Annotated in this window: 19 protein-coding genes; 7 read left to right on the top strand and 12 right to left on the bottom strand. The window is 54.6% G+C overall.

The genetic code is table 11. The features are described 5' to 3' along the window. Nucleotides 1-392: 392 nt before the first annotated feature. Nucleotides 393-2,975: a M14 family zinc carboxypeptidase gene (locus EUZ85_RS11095; protein WP_127969355.1), complete on the bottom strand. Its 2,583-nt coding sequence runs from the start codon at nt 2,973-2,975 to the stop codon at nt 393-395. A 402-nt stretch (nt 2,976-3,377) separates the two neighbouring features. Between EUZ85_RS11095 and EUZ85_RS11090 the strand changes: the two genes are divergently transcribed. Together EUZ85_RS11090 and EUZ85_RS11085 are read left to right on the top strand one after the other, a co-directional pair. Continuing rightward, on the top strand, nt 3,378-3,869 hold the full coding sequence (locus tag EUZ85_RS11090; protein ID WP_127969354.1) for a hypothetical protein: 492 nt from the start codon (nt 3,378-3,380) through the stop codon (nt 3,867-3,869). Nucleotides 3,870-4,250: 381 nt separating this feature from the next. Next, the gene (locus tag EUZ85_RS11085) at nt 4,251-4,562 is read left to right on the top strand and encodes a hypothetical protein (RefSeq protein WP_127969353.1); all 312 of its coding nucleotides are present in this window, start codon (nt 4,251-4,253) and stop codon (nt 4,560-4,562) included. A gap of 130 nt (nt 4,563-4,692) precedes the next feature. Here the strand turns inward: EUZ85_RS11085 and EUZ85_RS11080 are convergent, their stop codons facing one another. Further along, nucleotides 4,693-5,682: a ribonuclease Z gene (locus EUZ85_RS11080; RefSeq protein ID WP_127969352.1), complete on the bottom strand. Its 990-nt coding sequence runs from the start codon at nt 5,680-5,682 to the stop codon at nt 4,693-4,695. Between the two features lie 4 nt (nt 5,683-5,686). Then, entirely contained in the window at nt 5,687-6,601 is a 915-nt protein-coding gene (locus tag EUZ85_RS11075) for a LysR family transcriptional regulator (protein WP_127969351.1), read from the bottom strand. A 134-nt stretch (nt 6,602-6,735) separates the two neighbouring features. Between EUZ85_RS11075 and EUZ85_RS11070 the strand changes: the two genes are divergently transcribed. Further along, the gene (locus EUZ85_RS11070; RefSeq protein ID WP_127969350.1) at nt 6,736-7,002 is read left to right on the top strand and encodes a hypothetical protein; all 267 of its coding nucleotides are present in this window, start codon (nt 6,736-6,738) and stop codon (nt 7,000-7,002) included. A 247-nt stretch (nt 7,003-7,249) separates the two neighbouring features. Here the strand turns inward: EUZ85_RS11070 and EUZ85_RS11065 are convergent, their stop codons facing one another. The 6 genes from EUZ85_RS11065 to EUZ85_RS11040 all read right to left on the bottom strand — a co-directional run bounded on the left by EUZ85_RS11065 (nt 7,250) and on the right by EUZ85_RS11040 (nt 12,828). Beyond that, on the bottom strand, nt 7,250-7,786 hold the full coding sequence (locus EUZ85_RS11065) for an O-acetyl-ADP-ribose deacetylase (protein ID WP_127969349.1): 537 nt from the start codon (nt 7,784-7,786) through the stop codon (nt 7,250-7,252). A 57-nt stretch (nt 7,787-7,843) separates the two neighbouring features. Continuing rightward, entirely contained in the window at nt 7,844-8,254 is a 411-nt protein-coding gene (locus EUZ85_RS11060) for a diguanylate cyclase (RefSeq protein WP_127969348.1), read from the bottom strand. A 15-nt stretch (nt 8,255-8,269) separates the two neighbouring features. Then, on the bottom strand, nt 8,270-9,301 hold the full coding sequence (locus tag EUZ85_RS11055) for an oxidoreductase (RefSeq protein ID WP_127969347.1): 1,032 nt from the start codon (nt 9,299-9,301) through the stop codon (nt 8,270-8,272). 97 nt (nt 9,302-9,398) lie between these two features. Next, nucleotides 9,399-11,417, bottom strand: coding sequence for a methyl-accepting chemotaxis protein (locus EUZ85_RS11050; protein ID WP_127969346.1), 2,019 nt, complete (start codon nt 11,415-11,417; stop codon nt 9,399-9,401). A gap of 292 nt (nt 11,418-11,709) precedes the next feature. After that, on the bottom strand, nt 11,710-12,171 hold the full coding sequence (locus EUZ85_RS11045) for a GNAT family N-acetyltransferase (RefSeq protein ID WP_164887217.1): 462 nt from the start codon (nt 12,169-12,171) through the stop codon (nt 11,710-11,712). A gap of 111 nt (nt 12,172-12,282) precedes the next feature. Further along, nucleotides 12,283-12,828, bottom strand: coding sequence for a YbhB/YbcL family Raf kinase inhibitor-like protein (locus EUZ85_RS11040; RefSeq protein WP_127969344.1), 546 nt, complete (start codon nt 12,826-12,828; stop codon nt 12,283-12,285). Nucleotides 12,829-13,324: 496 nt separating this feature from the next. On the opposite strand from EUZ85_RS11040, the gene EUZ85_RS11035 reads away from it, so the two are divergent. Continuing rightward, on the top strand, nt 13,325-14,110 hold the full coding sequence (locus tag EUZ85_RS11035) for an iron-containing redox enzyme family protein (protein WP_127969343.1): 786 nt from the start codon (nt 13,325-13,327) through the stop codon (nt 14,108-14,110). A gap of 141 nt (nt 14,111-14,251) precedes the next feature. Here EUZ85_RS11035 and EUZ85_RS11030 read toward each other — a convergent pair whose 3' ends face one another. Further along, nucleotides 14,252-14,575, bottom strand: a complete 324-nt coding sequence (locus tag EUZ85_RS11030) for a cyclic-phosphate processing receiver domain-containing protein (protein WP_127969342.1) — start codon at nt 14,573-14,575, stop codon at nt 14,252-14,254. Then, nucleotides 14,572-15,417 (bottom strand): helix-turn-helix transcriptional regulator, encoded by an 846-nt coding sequence (locus EUZ85_RS11025; protein WP_127969341.1) that lies wholly within the window; start codon nt 15,415-15,417, stop codon nt 14,572-14,574. Before EUZ85_RS11025 ends, EUZ85_RS11030 begins: the two co-directional genes overlap by 4 nt. A gap of 703 nt (nt 15,418-16,120) precedes the next feature. Between EUZ85_RS11025 and EUZ85_RS11020 the strand changes: the two genes are divergently transcribed. Further along, the gene (locus EUZ85_RS11020; RefSeq protein WP_127969340.1) at nt 16,121-16,873 is read left to right on the top strand and encodes an ABC transporter substrate-binding protein; all 753 of its coding nucleotides are present in this window, start codon (nt 16,121-16,123) and stop codon (nt 16,871-16,873) included. Between the two features lie 172 nt (nt 16,874-17,045). Further along, nucleotides 17,046-17,681: a YchE family NAAT transporter gene (locus tag EUZ85_RS11015; RefSeq protein WP_011398640.1), complete on the top strand. Its 636-nt coding sequence runs from the start codon at nt 17,046-17,048 to the stop codon at nt 17,679-17,681. A gap of 61 nt (nt 17,682-17,742) precedes the next feature. Here EUZ85_RS11015 and EUZ85_RS11010 read toward each other — a convergent pair whose 3' ends face one another. After that, nucleotides 17,743-18,210: a flavodoxin family protein gene (locus EUZ85_RS11010; protein WP_127969339.1), complete on the bottom strand. Its 468-nt coding sequence runs from the start codon at nt 18,208-18,210 to the stop codon at nt 17,743-17,745. Between the two features lie 331 nt (nt 18,211-18,541). Here EUZ85_RS11010 and EUZ85_RS11005 point away from each other — a divergent pair, with 331 nt between their 5' ends. Beyond that, a complete protein-coding gene (locus EUZ85_RS11005; RefSeq protein WP_127969338.1) occupies nt 18,542-19,834 on the top strand; it encodes a serine/threonine-protein kinase in 1,293 nt (430 codons plus the stop codon). The last annotated feature ends 10 nt before the right edge of the window (nt 19,835-19,844 follow it).

Below are 19,844 nucleotides of genomic sequence, written 5' to 3'. Positions count from 1 at the left end.
AGACAGCCGACAAGAAGGACACCCAAACTTGTTAACCGCACGAGGGCGGGCTGTATCGATTGATAGCGTACCCCGAACGCGACGCGCCCGGACACTTCACAACGGTCGCCAGCGCTACTGTTAAGAACAAGGCGACAATCAAACGAAGCCGGTGATGAAGAACAAGAACTCTCCCGTTCGCAGCGGACCTTCCCTGAATATCTCTTATCCTTAACGACTTCGGCGCCGCAGGAAGCATTAAAATTCTAGCCCCATAAGTCCTGTTGCGATACCCGCGGGACATAAAAATTTTATAAAGAAATTAACCGTACAAAAAAGGCCGCCCCTAAGGACGGCCTTGATCTGATTCAGTACGCCAATAGCGTAATCGCTATGGCGTACATCAGGCGGGCTTACTTGAAAGTAATGCCCCACTTGTCGATGTTGCCGGTGTCGCGGTTGGCTCTGTCGCGTACTTTCAGATTCCAGGTTCCCGCGGAATCTTTCGCGCCCACATCAACGGTGTAGGTCTGGTCAATGTCGTCTGTAGAACCGCCAGTGCGGTTGTGCAGGTTATAGACCGTTCCATCCGGATGCACCAGATCCACAATCAAGTCGCCAATGTAGGTGTGCTTGATTTTCACCGCTACGCTTACGGAGCCGGAAGCGCCGCTGCGAGTCACATCAATCGGGCTGCTGACGCCTGTAGCGTTATTGTCCGGGATGCTGACGTCGGTGTCATTCTCATATGAGTTTGGATCTGTCGGCGGCTCGCCGCCATCGCCGAGAGATACGGTGTAGTCTTCCACTTCTCCGTAATTGAAGGTTCCGCATGGAGTTGGAGCCGCGTTATAACGCATCGCCACACGCATGGTGGTCTTCTCAAAGGACGCGCTCGCCGGAATGGTCAACGTGCCGCTGGCGGGCGAGGAAGAGGCTGATCCAGAGTCGAAGACTTCCTCACCCGCGTCGTCAAAGTCGCCGTCGCCGTTCAGGTCGACCCATGCCTTGAAGTATTCCTTGTATGACTGGCCAGAGAATGCAGGCGTGAAGGTGACGCTGTTGCCGCCTTTCACCAGGGACACGACTTCACCGCCCTGAGCTTCCGTAAAGTCGCTGTATTTGGACGCGCCGGAAGATTTCAGGAAGCCGCCGACCTGCACTCCGGAAATCCACTCGTCATTCGAGCTGTTGCTGGCTGCATCGCAGTATTCCGCAGGTGGAATAGTCGGATCGCTGTCGATAACCAGGAACACGGCGCTGACCGCACCCCAGGCGCCGCTGGCGTCTTTGCCGCGCACATAGACGATGTGCTTGCCTTCACTCATGCCGGTAGTGTCGATCACGCCGGTGACGCCTTCCGTCTTCGAGTTGTATGAACCGTCGGAAGCGGACAGAGCGATGGCCTGAGCGCCGTTGGCCCAAGGCGGCGTATCCAGATAGTATTCCGCCGCCGTCAGGTTCTGGGTGGACTCAGTTCCGTTGCTGTTGTTGAAGCGCGTGTCCGTAACGGATGCGGTCAAGGTCACCTGCGTACCCGGCTCCACACCACCGCTGGAAGCGCCGCCGCTCAGCGCCAGACTGGTGACGTCTGGACCCGCTGGCGTGACATAAGGCGTGCGCACGACTTTGGCCGCGTAGATCAATGCGTTCAGGTTGTCCGGCTTGATCTTGCTCTCGTAGGTGCTGCAGCTCTGAAAGAACGATGTGCCCAGCTCGAATGTGTAAGCCGCTACGCCCAGTTCGCCGTAACTGACGCCATCACTGGTGCCATCAGTCGGATAGAGCCCAATGGACTGTTGCGGCGAGTAGCCATTGAAGAACGCGAATTTACGCCCCAATGTCTGCAACGCCGTTCCATTCGGCGCCGCCTGATTGGTGTCGCCCCATGGCCACAACACCAGTTCGCTGTAGCTGTGAATATCCAGGTGGATACCGCTGGTGTCGCTGGGCGCCGGATCGTTTTTGCCTGGACCGCGACGATCCGGCCACAGGCTGCGCACATATCCTTCCAACGCCTGAATTTCCGGCTCAGAGCCAGCGCTGGGGCCACGATAGGTTTCATTACACTGACTGCCGCTGGAGCCTTCGCCATTGGTGCTGTTCCAGCCGAAAGTGAAGTTGCGGTTCAAGTCCGCGCCACGGCTGTTGCTGGTGGAGCCGCAGTAATTGCGGTTGGCGTTCTTTCTCCAGGACAAACCGGTTTCCGCTTTCTTACGTCCGTCCGGGTTAGTGTGCAACATCAGGTGCACTTCATGGTTGTCCATGATCCAGGTGGCGTCGGCGTTGGTTCCATAACCATTGACCAGCCAGCGCGCAAACTCCAGAGCCAAAGGCGCAGTGGTGTATTCACGGGCGTGAATGGCGCTGTTGATGAACAGCTTGGGCTTGTCGCCGCCGGTATTTTTGTTGGTCAGTTTAAGGACGCGCATATCGAAGCCGCCAACCCCCTGTTTCTTCTCCCAGGAGTCGCCAACGTCGATCCATTCCGCCAGCTCTGGATGGCTGCTGGCGAAGCCTTCCGCCGCAGCGAAAGTTTCTTCTACAGTTTCATAGCAGGGGTAACCGGGAATACCCGCCAGCATGGCCTCTGAGCTTGCTACCGAGCCGTTGACCGACTGCGCTGAGAAAACGCCAAGGCTGCTCAGGCCCTGCATTTGGGTAAGAATGGAGTTACGCTGTTCGATAAAATCCGTCGCAGTTTCGAAGGTGAAGCCGAATTGCTCCAGCTTTTTCATTTCCTCCGGCTGCAACTGCATGACCAGATAGCCGTCGTCGTAATGGGACTCCAGCATCTGAGCGTGAAAACTGATCGCTGCTTTGCGAGCGATATCCTGATTTGGGAAATAGGCTTTATAAATGTTGTCCGACGCTTTTTCCTGTTCGAGCAGTTGAGAGACGTCGTGGGCGTGTCCAGGGGCGGCCAGCGCGGAACAACTTACCAAAGCGCCCGCCATGAGAGTGGCCACAGATAAGCCGCTAGCTTTCTTTTTCATTGTTATTTCTCCTTGGAATCCAGGTTCCCGGTGATTTATTTTTCCCTTGTAGGGAGATCGATTTGATTATTATCAGCGCCCGGGTATGGGCGGCGCGGTCCGTTACTGCAATCGACGTTCCACTGAGGCTGTTAAAACGCATAATGTGACAAAATCTATTCAGGCTGAAAGTGGCCTTAGAGATTAAGCCTATTTCCCAATCATCAAATTTGAACAGCGTTAAACAGCCTCGATTAACGTAGAAGCTAAGCTGTTTAGTGTCAATCCAGAAAGGTTGCGCTACTGCTTATTCCTGACAAATATAAGTACAATCCGCAATATCAAAGGCGGTATCGAGACGAGAAAACTCTGTCTTGCACTCTCTAAAACATGCAGGGAAAACTCGCCAAAAAGGGGCGCTTTATGCGACATATCACACCATTTTGCCGCAAATTAGGGCATTTTTTAGCGCCGTTCGCCGCAACGGCCATTCTCTCGGGCTGCGCACAGGCCTCTCCCGCCAATACAGGTAAACCCTTACCTGGACTAGAGGCCCAGGCCCCTGGGGTTTATCGGGAACTGCGAGAAATCAAAGGCCACTTCAACGGCGGTCAATGGAATGAGGATGTAGATAAGTGGCAGGGCAAAAAGCATCAGGTTATGCAGGTTCTTGGCGCCAAAGTCGCTTCGGAGCGACTCGACGCCACTCGCACCCGTGACCTGATGGGCGCGCCCGACCGCACGCTCAAGCCGGGAGATCAGCATTTCGACACAGTGGTTCGCATGACGGAATGGAAAGGCGAACCACAGGGTTCACTATGGGTCTACGACTGGCGCGGAGCCCATGACCAACTCGTATTCGCCTTCGATGGTGAAACGTTGACGGCCTCGGGCTGGCTATATAGCTGGGAATAGTCAGTAAATAGTTGAGTCAGTAGCGCCATTTCCCCGGAGACCTCCGCCAACGCTGAAAACACACTGTCGCAAATCACGGACGCTTAAGTTTCTGATTTATAAGACTTCTTATCTTCACCTGCAACCAGGCGTCGCAAAACGGGGACGTTTCAGCCCGGCGTTCCCGGCCCGCCCTTTCCCTGAGCGAACCTAATCATTTGATTTATAGTAATTTTTATTTTCTGGCGCCGAATTTGGAATCTCTACTGTGAGCGCGCTAAAGCGCATTAGGAACCGCATCGGCAGGGATTACTACAGGAGTACGAAGGCCAACATTGGATAAGGACAATGTTCATTGCGGACAACTTAAAGATTTCACAGGATCACAGAGAGGTGATTAACATGAACAAACTGAGCGCACTTGCACTGTCATCATTTTTGGCCGTTTCCGCCGCCTATGCAGAAGGTGATATGGGAGCCTCCGAAAAAATGCCGTCCGAGCAACAATTCTCAGCTCTGGATGCTAACCAGGATGGCGTACTTGATGAATCTGAAGCCAGCAGCAACACTGAGCTGACTAACAACTGGGCCTCTGTCGACATCGACAAAGACGGCGTTATCAGCCCACAGGAATATTCCATCTACACTGGTGAAGCCACTGCTTCAGGTTCTGCAAACGAAGAGCAAATCCTGGAAGAGCCGGTAACTGAATAAGTTACCTTAACCTTAGCTGAGAGATGGCTTTTATTACCCAGGTCCGCCGGCCTTGCCGGCCGATCTGGGCTTGGGTCCTGCCGCCGATGCGGCGGACCGTTTTAGCAAAGCGCGACATCCGTCAGCGCTGTCAGATATCAACGACAACTTCTCCGCTTCTGTGTAAGCGCCCTTCTTTGTCCAGTTGATAGACCTCAAGATCCCGCGCCAAAAACAGATTCCCTGAATAGACTGACGCTGCTTCCCGCTCGATATCGAGAATAGAAGCGCTTTTGTTATCCGCCTTATCCAGATAGCGGGGGCTGAAGTGCGTAAGAACCAGATTGGGCGCCGCCACAGACTCGGCAAATTGCGCTACCGCCAGCGCGCAACTGTGCTGCGGGCCCTGTCCGACCTTTTCCGCCACGTCACGGGTATAAGTCGCTTCATGCACCAGCGCCTGGGCGCCGACGCACGCTTCTCTCAGTAAATCCGGCTGGTCATTGTCGCCGCCGATAATCATACGTCTTGGCGCTCGCGCGCTCAGTAGATAGTCCGCGCCATGAATCACAGCGCCATTATCCAGGGTCACGCTCTCGCCTTTTTGCAGGCGTCCCCAAACGGGGCCCGGAGGTACGCCATCCGCTTGCAGTCTCGCTACATCCAGCTTCGCCTCCACATGCCTTTCAGTAAATGAATAAGCATAGGAAGGAACCCGATGAGAAAGCGCATGAGCGCGCAGTTGAAAGTCCGCATCAACAAAGTCGCCATGCAACAACGTTTCAACATCCACAAAACGCAACTCGTAGGTGAAGCGCAGCTGCGTGGTCTCAATCACCGCCTGCAAAAGCGTTTGCAGAGGCGCCGGCCCAATCACTGTCAGGGGCTCGGTACGTCCGCTCATGCTGGCGCTGGCCAACAAACCCGGCAGGCCATAGCAATGATCGCCATGCACATGGGTAATGCATATGCCGCGCAACTGTTTCAACGTGTGTTTGCAGTGCAACAAACGATGCTGCGTCCCCTCCCCGCAATCCACCAGCCACCAGTCTTTGGTTTCGGTCAATTTGACGCATACCGCAGAGACATTGCGGCTTTTTGTCGGCACGCCGGAGGAGGTGCCGAGAAATGTAAGTTCCATAGGTTCAGGCGCTTTTCAAAGTCACGATTTTCTGACAATTACGAGAAAAATATTCGCTTATAAAATCAATGAATAACCGCACTTTTTGGGGTAGATACTCGCGGCTTTGATATACGCAGAATATATCCAGATTCGGCGGCTGGTAGTCCTTCAATACCGTGACCAGACGTTTCTCACGCAGGGCTTCATTCACGATAAAACAAGGCAGTTGCACGATGCCCTTGCCGCTCTCCGCCAGCTTGGCGAGGAAGATGCCGTTATTGGACTTAAACCGCCCACGCACATCCACGTAGCGCACCTTGTCATTCTCCCAGAAACTCCATGAGTTGCGCCGGGCCAGCGAGAACCCCATACATTCATGGGTTCTCAGGTCATCTGGCGTTTCCGGCAAGCCGTTTACTTGCAGGTATTCCGGGGAAGCGCAGGTGACCAGCGCGGTGCCGCCGATACGGCGTGCAATCAGCCCCGGCTCAAGCTCATGGGCGATGCGGATGGAAAGGTCGAACGCTTCTTCCACCAGATCCACGCGGCGATCCGCCAGCTCCATATCCACTTCAATGCTGGGATAAGTAGACATGAACTCCGCGATGACTGGCTCCAGATGCAATAAAGAAAACGCCATCGGCGCGCTCAGGCGCAAAACGCCTTTGGGGCATTGGGTTTGTTGGGAAAGGTCGGATTCCGCTTCATCCAATAGGGAGAACACATTGCGGCAGGCTTCCAGAAAGCGCTCTCCAGATTCCGTCAGACTCAGCCGACGCGTCGTGCGATGCAACAGCTTGGCGCCCAAGCTGTCTTCCAGCCCAGACACCAGACGCGTCAGCACAGGCCGGGACAAATCAAGAATGTCCGCCGCTTTCGCGAAGCTGCCATGATCGACGGTGGCGACGAACGCACGCATTGCCTGAATTCTATCCATCCGGATTTCCCCCTTAGTATTGTTTCGTTTTTAGAAACAATGAATTTCAGAAAGGCATGTTTATTCCCAATCATGGTATCTATAAAGTAGCCACCACACAACGATTGAAATCAAAACCTAGAGGAAAATTTCAAATGAAAACTTCAAAACTTTTTTCAGTAGTAGCTGCTTTATCTCTTTCCGCAATGGCTGGCGTAGCAAGCGCTGAATCCCTGGCGGATCGTCGCGCTGAAAGCGTTCAGGATGTGCCTACCCCTAACGCTCACTACAGCGGAAACTATCGTTTTGAGCAAGGCAAGCGCATTCCGGTAGCTAAGTCTGCGGAAGACAAGAAAGTGATCGACGGTCAGTACACCGGTACAGTGAAGTACATCCGCGGTGAAGTAGTCGAAGAGTCTTGAGAAGCGCAAGGATAAAGACGTCGGCGGCTAACCGCCATCACGGATGACGCGTATGACCGCCTTAAGCGGCAGGGCAAGGAGCGAAATCAGGGCGAGGACCGACTCAAAAACGGGCTCCCGTCCCTGAACCCGCCGGCAGCGATATTCCTTCTCTCCCAACAGGAATATCGCGTCCTTTCCCCTCTCGACGCTTTTACGCGCTTGAAGTCCCGCCCCTCTTACATCCACTAAACCAGTAAATTGAAGCTCAGGACGACTCGTCCGAGCCAGCGATCTCCGCGTACGCTTTTCGCGTCGCGTCTTCAACCTGGCCGTCAAAACAAGCGAAAATCACCTGCTCAATCCGGGGATTGTGCTGTAACCCCGCCACCACCTCCCTCATCGCAATTTGGCAAGCCCTGCCGATGGGAAAGCGATATACGCCGCAACTGATGGCGGGAAACGCCATAGAGGTGGCGGCATATTGCTGCGCCAGACGGAAGCACTCCCGATAACAGGACGCCAGCAGCTCGTCCTCATTGGCGTCGCCGCCGCGCCAGACCGGCCCGACAGCATGAAACACCCATTGCGCAGGCAGGCTGTATCCTTTAGTGGCTTTGGCGTATCCCGTTTCGCAGCGCCCCAGGGTACGACACGCCTGCAACAACTCCGGCCCCGCTGCGCGATGTATGGCGCCATCTACACCACCACCGCCGCACAGAGCGCTATTCGCTGCGTTGACAATAGCGTCAACCTGCAAACGGGTGATGTCTCCACGAATAATATTGATTCTGTCCTGCAACATGGTTTTCGTCTCCCTTTGCTGACAGCCTATTGGTTTCGATAGACGGGGCTAACAGAGTTAGTCGGACCTATCTGCATCCTGCGGAAATTCATCGGAAAAATTCAACTCCACGCCCAAGCCGGAAGGGTCGCGTAGAAAAATCTGTGTTTGTCCCAACCCGGGAACAACCTCAACCGAATGGCTCAAGCCGTGTTCGGCGAGCCGCCGCAAGGTCTCAGGCAAACCGCGACAGCGCAGCGCCACATGATCCAGATAGCCTGTCGCCACGCTATCGCTGGCTGCTGTCTCCGAGACAGTCAGATGCAGAATCGGCGCATCTCCCGCATACAGCCAGAAACCTTGGCGCCGAAACCCCGAGGGACGCGGCCCTTGCCGTAGCGCCAACACATGCAGATAAAAGTCGCGCACGTTCTCCAAAAGGGCCTGCGGCGCCGTAATGTTGATATGGTCCAGTCCTGTTACTTCCATGAAATATCCTTGATTTTATTCCGCGAATGCAATGCGTCGTCCTTCGTCGCTGCTTTGCTGCGCCAATTCAATGATGCGGATAACCTGCATCGCCTGCTCCGGCGGTACGGGATTATCGGCTTCACCACGAATCGCCATCGCCAGTTGCCGGTAGAAAAGCTTGTAATCCCCGGCTTGAGTAGCCTGCGCCTGAGAACCTTCCGCACCCGTCACCACGCCATGACAGCGCTCTGGTTCCAGCCCCCAATTGGCGTTGTCTGGAGCCAACCCATCGCGTAGCGCGTCCTCCTGCGGGTCCAGCCCGTGCTTGATATAGCTGGCGCGGTCGCCATGCAACTGAAAGCGAGGTCCGGGCTGGGCGGTCAAAGCGCTGCCATGCAGAATAACCTGCAGCGGCGCGTAATCCAGCACGACATGAAAATAGTCCACCGCTTCCGAGCCCGGACGCTGTTTCAGCGCTTGCGCGGTGACCGCTTTGGGGGGACCGAATAGGCACAGCGCCTGATCGATCAAGTGGGAGCCCAGATCATACAGCGAGCCGCTGCCCGCACCGGGCTTCTCGCGCCAGCGGTCGCGCACCTGAGGGCGAAAACGGTCAAAATGGCTTTCGAAATGATAGAGATCACCCAGTCGGCCGCTCTCCAATAACGACTTAACCGTCAAAAAGTCTCCATCCCAGCGGCGATTGTGATACACGCTGAGCACAAGATTACGTTGCGCCGCCAGTTCACATAAAACCTTGGCCTGCTCGGACTTGGGGGTGAACGGTTTCTCCACCAGCACATGCACGCCAGCCTCCAGGGCTTGTCGCGCCAGCGGATAATGCTCGACATTAGGCGCCGTGATGACGACCAGCTCAATGTCCCGTTGCAGCAGTTCCGTCATCGTACGGCAATGCGCCGCTTCCGGCGCCAAGGCTTGCGCCAGTTCTTCACGCTGGGTCAATACGGCGCTGACTTCAAATTCTGGGAGGGTTTTAAGAAACGGAAGGTGAAAGGTCTGGCCGGAAAATCCCAGGCCAATCAAGGCGGTTCGTACCGGACGCATTGTCCTCTCCATCTACATCGGCTAAAACCGCTTTATACTGCAGGCGACAGTCCTTTGTCACCTTAACGCAGAGTAACGGGCCGCTCGCAGCGGCGCATCAAGTGCGGAAACGTCCTACCAGCGTCTTCAGGCCGCCGGCCATATTTTCCAGCTCACGGGCTGCGGTAGCGACATCCTGCACTGCGCGATTGTTGGTTTCCGTCATGGTGGCTATCTGCTCCACATTGCGCGCCACATCGGTACTGGCCTGAGCCTGTTCACGCAGCATGAGAGAGATGTCGCTGAATACGTCCATGACCTGTTTGGCGCTGTTGCGAATACCATGTATGGAGCTTCCCGCCTGCCCGGCCAGGGTAGCGCCCTGCTCCACTTGCTCAACGCCGCGACTCATGGTTTCCACCGCATCCAGCGAGCCTTCCTGAATCTTGGCGATTGTGGAGGTAATCTCCCGCGCCGATTCAGTAGTGCGCGCCGCCAGACTGCGCACCTCATCCGCCACGACGGCGAAGCCGCGACCTTGTTCACCGGCCCGGGCCGCCTCAATCGCCGCATTCAACGCCAGCAAGTTGGTCTGCCCGGCGATGGTCTCGATCACCATGATGATCGAGGAGATCTGTTCGGATAGCTCTCCCAAAGCGCCGATAGTTTCAGAAGAGGCTTTTACTGTCGTGGAGATGCGCTGCATTTCTTCTCCCGCCCGCTCGATCACCACCGCGCCGTCTTCCGCGGTATGGAATGACTCTGATGACAGGCGTTGCGCTTCGTCGGCGTTTTCCGACAGTCTGTCGATGCTGACGGTCAGCTCCTCAATAGTCGACGCCATGGACGAAGCCGCCTGACTTTGCTGTGTGGAACCCGCCGCCACTTGTTTGCTGGCGTCAGAGAGTTGGTACGAGGCTGAAGCCAAATCCGTCGCGGTGGAGGCGATATCTTTAACGATGTCGCGCATATGGCGATGCATGGTGTTGAGCGCCTCTTGCAACCTGCCCGCCTCATCCTCGCGATTGACTTCGATGTCTCGGGAGTAGTCGCCTTGCGCCATTTCCTCCATCCAGAATACGGCCTCTTCAAGCGGTTTACCGACCATGCGTTTGGTGGCGAACCAGATGACGACGGACAAGATCACCACAATCAAGACAGCAGTTACAATCATCACGCTCAATAACCAGTCGCTGGTGGCGGAGATTTCGTCCATAGGCATGGCTGCAGCGACCACCCAGCGCAGCTCAGGCGCCTCCTGGAAAAACGCCAGATAGCTGCGCTGTACGCCATTGGCGTCTTGGGCTGTGAAGGTGACTTCCCCATTATGCTTTTGCAGCATGGCGGTGACAGCTTGTCCAAGCCCGTCCTGCCCCACTACGTTTTTGCCCTCCAGCGAAGGATGCAGCAGGAAGGTCCCGCGGGCTTCGCCCTTATCGGCATTAACCACGAAGAGCAGCCCTTCTTCTCCAATTTTCTGAGAACCAAGCTGATGTTTCAGGTTGGCCAGGGAGCTGGAGAACTCTATGCCGATATAACGAATGCCGACCACATCGCCGCGGCTGTTTTTAATTGGCGTATAGTTGGTAATGAAATCGCGCCCGAACAGCGTGACTTTGCCGGTGTAGGCCTCGCCACTCAGATTCTTTTCATAGGCAGGAGAAGAATGACTCAGTAGTGTGCCGACAGCGCGAGAACCGTCTTCCTTTTTCACTGAAGTCACCAGGCGCACAAAATCATCGTCACGCCGCACAAAGATCGTCGCATTGCCGCCGGTGGCGCTGGCGAAGTTATCTACCGCCGTATAATTACCCGCTAACGGAGAGTCGCCGGAGTACATCTGAAATACGCTTTGTCCTGCGACATCCACTTTTTCCCCTGCGCTGATGCTGAACTCACCGGGAAATGTAAGACCAAATACTTCCGAAAGGCGCACCGCCTCATTATCCAGCTCTTCACTGTAGGCTTTGGCCGCCATATGAGCGGCGCCGACCAGGTGCTGTAAGTCCGACCGGGTGAGTTGGGTGACGGATTTGTCAACCGAACGAATCAGGAAAAAGGAAGCCACACCTAGCACCACCGCAATGCATAAAGCCACCACGCTGGAAAGGCGTACTGCTATAGACCGTCTGAACATGGCGTCCACCTCGAATTTTCTCAGGCGTATTCATCAGGCTGTCCGCAGGTCCTTCTGCTTTGGCAGATCAGAATCCAGCGGGACACGCTTGGGTTCGGAAGGGATACTATTTACTTACTACTATTTATGCGGTGTGAATTCCTTTTATGGGGAATTGACCGTCTTGTCCTTATAACGTCATTCATTCTGCAGAGACGCCTCGTTTTGTGACGCCTATCACAATTTATAGAGGCAAAGCGGAAAATTTTCGAGTTATTTTCTGTTACCTAATACGCCGCTTCGGTTTCCTTTGTCAGGAATTTGGTTGCAGCCGTTTTGAGAAGCAGACAGACAAATCAGTCTCCCGATATTTCCCATAAGGCTCGCCAATAACGTATCCATGTTTACGATAGAAGGCGATTGCCCGATCATTGATTTTACGCGTGGAAAGACAAATTTCACGGTAGCCCAGCTCCCTCGCGCGCCGCTCCAAAGCGCGCAGCACAACGAGTCCGCCTCCAGAGAGCCGGGAATACATGCGCTTAATTTCCGCACAGTCATCCTGCAGTGGTCGCAACGCGCCGCAGGCGACTGGCTCGCCATTTCGCGACAGCACCACAAACGCGGAGTTCGGCGTTTCCACATCCGCTTCCGAGAAAGACGAGCGCCCGTCATCGCCAGTCAGATTACGCAACACCTGCGACAACGCTTCCACCAACGTCGCCGCCATAGGATCTCGCGGCGAACAAAAACGAATTTCTTCGACAGCCGTCATCAACGCTCCCTGATTTTCCCGATGACATAAAAGAAAACGAGCGTAGCACATCTTCGTCTACGCTCGTTGTTCCTTTTGTTCCACTAAAATCCCGCTTTAGCAGGAAACGTTCTAACGCTGATAGGTCGCTTCAATCACTGCGCTGTCCAGCATATTTGCGTGAATATAATATCCCACCAAGGCACTGGAGCTATCGGCAGGCAAATCGATCTTTTCGACGCCCAGCGCATACACCTTAAACTGATAGCGATGGGGCTTATCGCCCGCTGGGGGACAAGCGCCGCCGAATGCAGCGGAGCCGTAATCCGTCTCAATCTGCTGCGCCCCTTTGGGAAGAGCGGTTGAGTTCTCCACGCCAACATTGCGCTCCAGCTTATTAATATCGGCGGGTACGTTGATCACTTGCCAATGCCACCAGCCGCTGCCAGTGGGCGCATCTGGATCATAGGCGGTGATGGCGAAGCTCTTGGTTCCCTCTGGCGCTCCCCGCCACTCCAGCTCCGGGGACTGATTTCCTCCGTCGCAACCAAATCCTTTATATTCCTGCTGCTTTGATAGCTTGCCGCCATCCGTCACATCCGGGCTGGTCAGGGTCATCTCCGCATGTGACATGCTGGCTGCCAACAGCCCCAATAATGCCGCCGTCGTAGTTTTCATGGCCGTCTCCCTATTAGTTAGACTGAGTTAAATAACAGGCTTTCAATCTACCCAAAAGAGCCCGCCGGCGTTCGCCTGAAAACGTCAAAAGTTCGCCCGATGCGTTCAGTTTTGTTTTTGCACGCTTGTGTGAGCAGCGGTTACGTTTTATTGAAATTCGCCCATCCCGCACTTCACGCTATCGACGCTTTAACAATCGGAATATGCGCCCATCGCCTTTAACATCAGGAGGCTCCAGCTCGTCGCAGCAACGTCTCTCTATTAAGCCGCTCAAACAATTCGTTTCATTCGGCGCCGCAAATACATTGCTTTCTCACAGTAATAACGCATCAAAACAGGGGCGTCGCAATTCGTTACGGTTTTCAAATTGTCGGCGCGCCGGATATTACGGACAGTAGCCTTACCTCCACGGAGGTTCTAACGCTTCATTGACGCGCCCGAGGACCCGGTTTCGGTGCGACGCAATGTTCTCAATACAGTCAAAAGGAGATGGATCATGACTGAACAGACCGTATATGAAGTGGTTGATCAGGGAAAAATGGATGCGCTGAGAAAAAGGCATGCCTGGCTGGTGGAGCCTATCTACCGCGCCAGCGACCATATCACCCGGCTGCCTTTCTTTACCTGGGTGCGAAACCTCAACGACGCCAGACAATTTAAGCCTGTGGCGGAGCAGTTGTACTATCATTCCGCCACCTTTCCCAAAGTGCTCGGGCTGATGCTCGGTATGACATCGCTACGCAACAATCCGATGATGCCGTTTTACGCCAAACATGCTTTTGGCGAAGCGGATCATCATATGCTGTTGCGTGACTGGATGTTGCAGCACGGGCTTATTCGCAACGCTTCCGAGCTGGATAACGTCATCACCAGTCTATACACCAACGCCTGCGTTAATATGGCCTACCAGCTGGCGATTGAGCAGGACCAGGAGAAATGGCTGGTCGCCATCAACAGCGGCATCGAACGCTGCTCCAATGACTTCTTCAAAGTTGTCGCGCCGAAAATGTACGAGCTGAACGCCGGCCATTGTTACTTCGATATTCATGTGGAAGCGGACGAGCACCACTCCATCATGGGCTTGGAGTATCTGACGTCGTTTCCGGAAGACAGCAATCCCGCCGACTCCCATCGCGCGAAGGTGCTGCTGCGTAAAGCGCTGGAAGGCGTCTCACTGTGGGGGGGGATGCTGCATTCGTGGATAGGCGTGGATTACCTGCCCCGTTTCGATGACGAGGGAGAATTGATCAATCCGCCAGGATCGCAATTCAGACTGCAATAGCAGGCAAGACGGAGCCTTAATTTAAATCGGAACAGAGGCATTCAGGTCAGGAGGAATTATCTGAACCGCCAGGAAGGCCGGGGGCACAAGGAGCCGCCCCCAAAGCTCACATGCATGATTTGCCGCTATCGCCCACCGCGCTCAGTTGAGGCTCACTCCCAACCTCTTCGCCAGAGTCTGGATATTCTCTATTCCCAACTCCATCTTCTTGCGTGCGGAGGAATTTGCGGAATGCACCCGAATCAGCGGCGGATTGAAGCCTCGCGTGGCCACCGCTTCCTCAATCCAGAGCACGACGTCATAACCGGTTCCCCGTTCATCGTCGCCAAGATCGTGATCCAGGCTGATCTCCACCACATCCCCGGTCTCCAGTAGGGCGATGGCTTCATCGGGCCAATAAACCCTGGTCCAGCCTGGCGGCGTTGGACGCTCATCGTCCAGGTAAACTTTATGTGCCTCACTCACGTCAAAATCCCCTCTCCTAATTCCTCCAGCCGGGTTTGCCTCAGCTCACTCGGCGTCATGCCAAAACGCTGCTTAAAACGCTCGGTAAAACGGGATTGCGACTGATACCCGCACTGATCCGCAATATGGGCGATCGGCAGCAGCGTGGTTTGCGCCAGATGCAATCCCATCCCCAAACGTACGGACTCCAGCAAATCACGGAAACCGGCGTTCTCCGATTGCAGGCGACGACGTAAAGTGGATTCGCTCACCGCCAGCGAGCGGCTGATTTCCAATAGACTCCAGTCTTTCGCCGGCTCCTGCATCAGAATCTCACTCACCTTACGACGCCAGGAGGCTCCACTACGACTTTTTAACAAAGACCCGTAGCCTTTGGCGTACAGCAAATGCGCCAGCTCCTTGCGCCGCAACGCCCACAACTCCGGCGGACTCACGTCTATCCAGTTAATCCACTGATTGAGAAATTCCGCCAGCGTCCGGTCCACTTTGGCGATGGCCGCGCCGTCTCTGTCCGGGGATGCGGAAACGGGAATCGCTTCCAGATCGGATGCGCAGAAGCCAATCACTACAGCGATATACTCCCCTTCCGGCAGATTCATGAATTGCAGCTCAATGCCCGCCGGCGCCAAAATGAATTCGCCCGACCGACACGCCAACTCCGGCTGCAAGCTCAACACTTTGACGCCGCGCAGTACGATGATGAGACAAGGATCAATGAACGGCACGCCGTGCAGGTTCTGCGGCTGCAGACACCGATAGACGCTGAAAGGCAGCATCACAGATTCTTTTTCCTCACGCTGCATCAAGCGAATCAGCTTTGGCCGCATTGTTTCCAGCAACACCTTCGTCTCCCGTTGTGACAAGTTGTGATAAATAGCTTATTTCCGCCAGTCAGCTAAATACGAAACTCAGTCTTGTCTGGCGGCGCGCACTGATATGTTCCTATCATTACATTTAATCCCGTTTATCGCCTATCAAAAACACGTCACTCCATTGCGTATTCCTATCGGTATATCTACCAGGCAAAACTGTCAGACAGGATCATGAAGAATAAAAACCTGACTGAATGCAGCCCGCGAGCCAGTTAGCCTGCCGCCATCCGCGCTCCTGCCGTGGAATCGCCCGTCAGACAAGAATCCGCGCCGGATGTGGCGCTTAACAAATCATGAACTATCATTACAATAAGCTCACAAACATTACATCAAAGTGTTATAAAATTGCGCCTTTCATATAACAAATCGGGCGCGCGGACCAAACCGGCAATCAGCCGTATGCCGACGCAGAGCCCAAAGACTTGCCACAGACAAGTCGTCCAAAAAAAGTTGTAGTAATCCATCAGACAGAATCTTCCGTTTATAAAGGGTTTTTTGCGGACGAATTGCCGGAATTGATTTCCGGAGTTTGCGTATGGGTTATTGTCGGTAGCAGCAGGCTTGGAGTCGCTCGCAGCCGGAACAATCACAAACCTGGTTAATAAGGCCGGCGCACGGGATGCATCCGGGCGCCAACGAAGCGTTTTTAAGTAAATAGAGGTGATATTTGAATATGAGATCCAAACTGGCTTTTTGGACTTATATGCTACTGGCGGCCCTTGTCAGCGGTAAAAGCTTGGCTGCGGAAAAGCTGCATATTTTTACCGAGAACTACCCTCCCTATAACATGTCTCTGAGCGGGCAGCCCTTCGCCCATAAAGAAGAAGAGATTGCAGGGTTGTGTACGGAGATGGTGAGAGCGCTGTTGAAGCGTACGCCTCTTGAGTATTCTCTGAAACTGCGGGACCTGGCTACGTCCATGAACCGTTCCAAGAACAAGCCCAACCACGCCATTTACTGCGTCTCCAAAACCGATGATCGTCTCCCCTATTTCGAGTGGATCGGACCATTGGCGGAAATCAGATGGACGTTGTTCGCAAAACCGGGCTCCAACCTGAAGCTGACCAGCCTTGATCAAGCTAAAAAGTACCGTATTGGCGGCTACAAAGGCGACGTCATGAGCAACTATCTCATTGAGCGCGGCTTCAATGTCTCCACCATCGCCAACGACAGCCTGAACCCACGCCGTCTGGCGCTGGATCAGATCGACCTGTGGGTGACTGACGGTCTGTCAGGCCCTTACGTCGCGTCGGAAGTCGAGGACATGACCAATCTGGTTCCCGCGCTGGTATTCAAAACCACCCCGATGTACATGGCGATCAACAAAGAAACCAGCCCCGAAGTGCTGAAAGCGCTGCAGGCCGGCTTCAAGGCCATCACCGACTCAGGTGAAGCCAAATCCATTACTGACGTTTACATGCAGTAAGCTGTCGATATCCGGGACGCTCAGCCGTCCCGGATAGGCAGCCGGAACTCGGACGAGCATGGCGGCGCCTGACGGTAGGTATATTTATTACCTCGATTATTAAGCGGCCCGCCGCTATGATTGCGCCGAATTTTTACCCTCCCCTTACTTACGAGTAAAAGGCGCGCCGTCTATGCTTGAGTTCCATGAATACACCAAGATTCTCATCGGCCTGATGGCCATCGTGAACCCGGTTAACGCGGTTCCCATATTCGTCGCCTTCACCTCCAACGTCAGCGGAGCGGAACGTAAGAAAATCGGCAAGTCCGTGGTTATCGCCGTGGGCCTGATCCTGCTGATCTCCATGCTGTTAGGCGAATACCTGCTGAGCTTTTTCGGCATTACGATCAACTCATTCCGGGTAGCCGGCGGCATCCTGATCCTATTGATGGCCATATCCATGCTGCACGCCAAAGTCAGCGCCACCGTACACACGGAAGAAGAAACCGTGGAAGAAGAAGGCCATCATCACTCCGTCGCCATCGTCCCCCTGGCGATGCCGCTGCTAGCCGGGCCCGGAGCCATCAGTACCGTGATTCTATATGCGCACAGGGGAACTGACGCAGCTCACTACGCCTTGGTAGGCGTGGCGATTTTGATACTCTGTCTGACCTTATGGCTTGTGTTCTCAATGATTCCCTGGTTCTCCAGCCATCTGACCAAGACCCGCATCAATATCTTCACCCGCATCATGGGTCTTATATTGGCGGCGATCGCCATTGAGTTTATCGCCAATGGCCTGAAAGGACTTTTCCCTGTTCTGGCCTAGGGCTCAGGGGATTCTTTGAAGGGTGCGACAGGCTCCCTTCTCTGCGACAGTAGCAGACTCATCATATGATGCCGGCGTCCAGCGACGCCGCCACATACATACCAAACTCTTCACACTGCTCCACAAATATTTCCTGAAACTCTCCCCGACAGATCAAAGGCTCTCTCGCCGCGCGCCAGCGCAATCCGGTGACAATGCTCTCCACCGCCCGCCAGGTCCCCGTCCCATCATGGCCGGCGCGGATGTATAACGCATAAGGCAGTCCTTGGGTTTTCTCCAGACAGGGGTAGTAGCAGCGATCAAAGAAGTCTTTAAGGGCTCCGCTCATGTACCCGAGATTTTCCGTCGTGCCGAGGATAATCGCATCGCAGGCCAGCACATCCTCCGGCGTCGCCTGAAGCGGCGGAATCCACTTCACTGTTACTGCTTCGATATCCTCATGCCCAGCACCGCGCATCACCGCCTCCACCAGTCTTTGCGTATTAGGGGACGGCGCATGCGCGACAATGAGCAGGTGTTTTTCAGCCATATCCCATTCCTTAACCATCTTTGTCCACCAACCATGATTGGCTGAATCAACATCGTCTGCAACGCCAGCGACGGGCAATTGCGACATTTCAGCGCTTAGAGGTTAATATAACCAAGCCGAACCGCCCTCAGGTTAATGTTTGCGCAGATGGACCATTGCAATAATCAGAGGTTGGCCCGCACCTGAGGCTATAATTTCCACAGGACTGGAGGATACCGATGCGCCGCGCCGCCGGAGCGTCCGCTGTCCCCAATAAACCGACCCACGCCGTTCTGGACATCCGGCGCTGGTCCGAACAGCAGCAACTAAGACAAATAAGCTACTGCGCATTATGGATGTATCTCGCTGGAATCAAATACAAGAACTGTTCGAAGCAATCGCGGACCTATCCACAGAAGAACAACGGGCTTATCTGGATATTCATTGCCAGGACAACGAGCTGAAGAAAGAAGTCCTGCAACTGGTGCAGGCTGATGAACACGTCGATGACATCCTCCCCAAGCAATATGACATCGCCTCCGCCGAGGCCACATTGGTGTTGCCGAAGATGCACCCCGGCGTCATGGTCGGGCCCTACAAGATCATTCGTAAGATCGGAGAAGGCGGCATGGGCTGGGTGTATAAGGCGGAAGATACGCGACTTGAACGCTATGTAGCCCTGAAATGCCTGGCGCCTGAAGTCGCGACTGACGAACGCGTCCGTTTTCGCCTGATGCAGGAAGCCAAAGCCATCTCCCGCCTGGATCATCCAAACGTTTGCGTCATCCACGATGTGGGCGCCATGAGTGACGGCGGCATGTATATCGCCATGCAGTACTATAGCGGCGAAACGCTGGAAAATGCGCTGACCAAAGGCGCACTGGCGCCGGATCAGGTAGTCCGCATCGCCAAACAGATCGCCTACGGACTACAGGCGGCTCACCAGCGCGATATTATTCACCGGGATATCAAGCCCGCCAATATCCTGCTTTCCGAGGACGGCATCGTCAAAATACTGGATTTCGGCATCGCCAAGCTGTCTGGCGTCGATATCACCTTGGGCGGCGCGCGCATGGGCACCCTGCGCTATATGTCCCCCGAACAGTTGCAAGGCCGCGACATGGGACTGCAGACAGACGTCTGGTCCGTGGCCACATTGATTTATGAGATGCTGACCGGAAGAGAAATGTTCGACGGCGAAAAATCCTCTACTGTATTACATGCCGTCATGCACGAAGAACCGGACTACAGTCTTGCGGTTTTTCAGGAGTACCCGCTGTTCAAGCGATTATTGACGGCGATGTTGCACAAAAAGCCGGAAAAGCGCCTCGACTCCATGGGCAAAGTACTGCAATGGCTCACCACTATTCAGCCTATCGCTCAGGCCGGGGCCAAAAACAGGGCGCGCCAGGATCAGCGCATTGAGAGTCAGGAAGCGGTAGTGAAGGAGGAATTGACGGATCTCTATCTGCTGCGTCTGGCGGCGGCTCTTACCGCCCATGTCGGCCCGGCCGCTCCCAAACTGATCCAGCGTTACGCATCCACGTCAGATAATCGGGAAATTCTGATCAATTCGCTAGTGGGGCATATCAAGCCCCAATACCGGCAAATCGTGAGTCAGCAATTGAAAGAGATAGCGCTCTGAACAGAGCGCC

Source organism: Hahella sp. KA22 (assembly GCF_004135205.1).
In the GTDB taxonomy this organism is placed as follows: Bacteria; Pseudomonadota; Gammaproteobacteria; order Pseudomonadales; family Oleiphilaceae; genus Hahella.
This window is presented reverse-complemented; position numbering and strand designations above follow the sequence as displayed.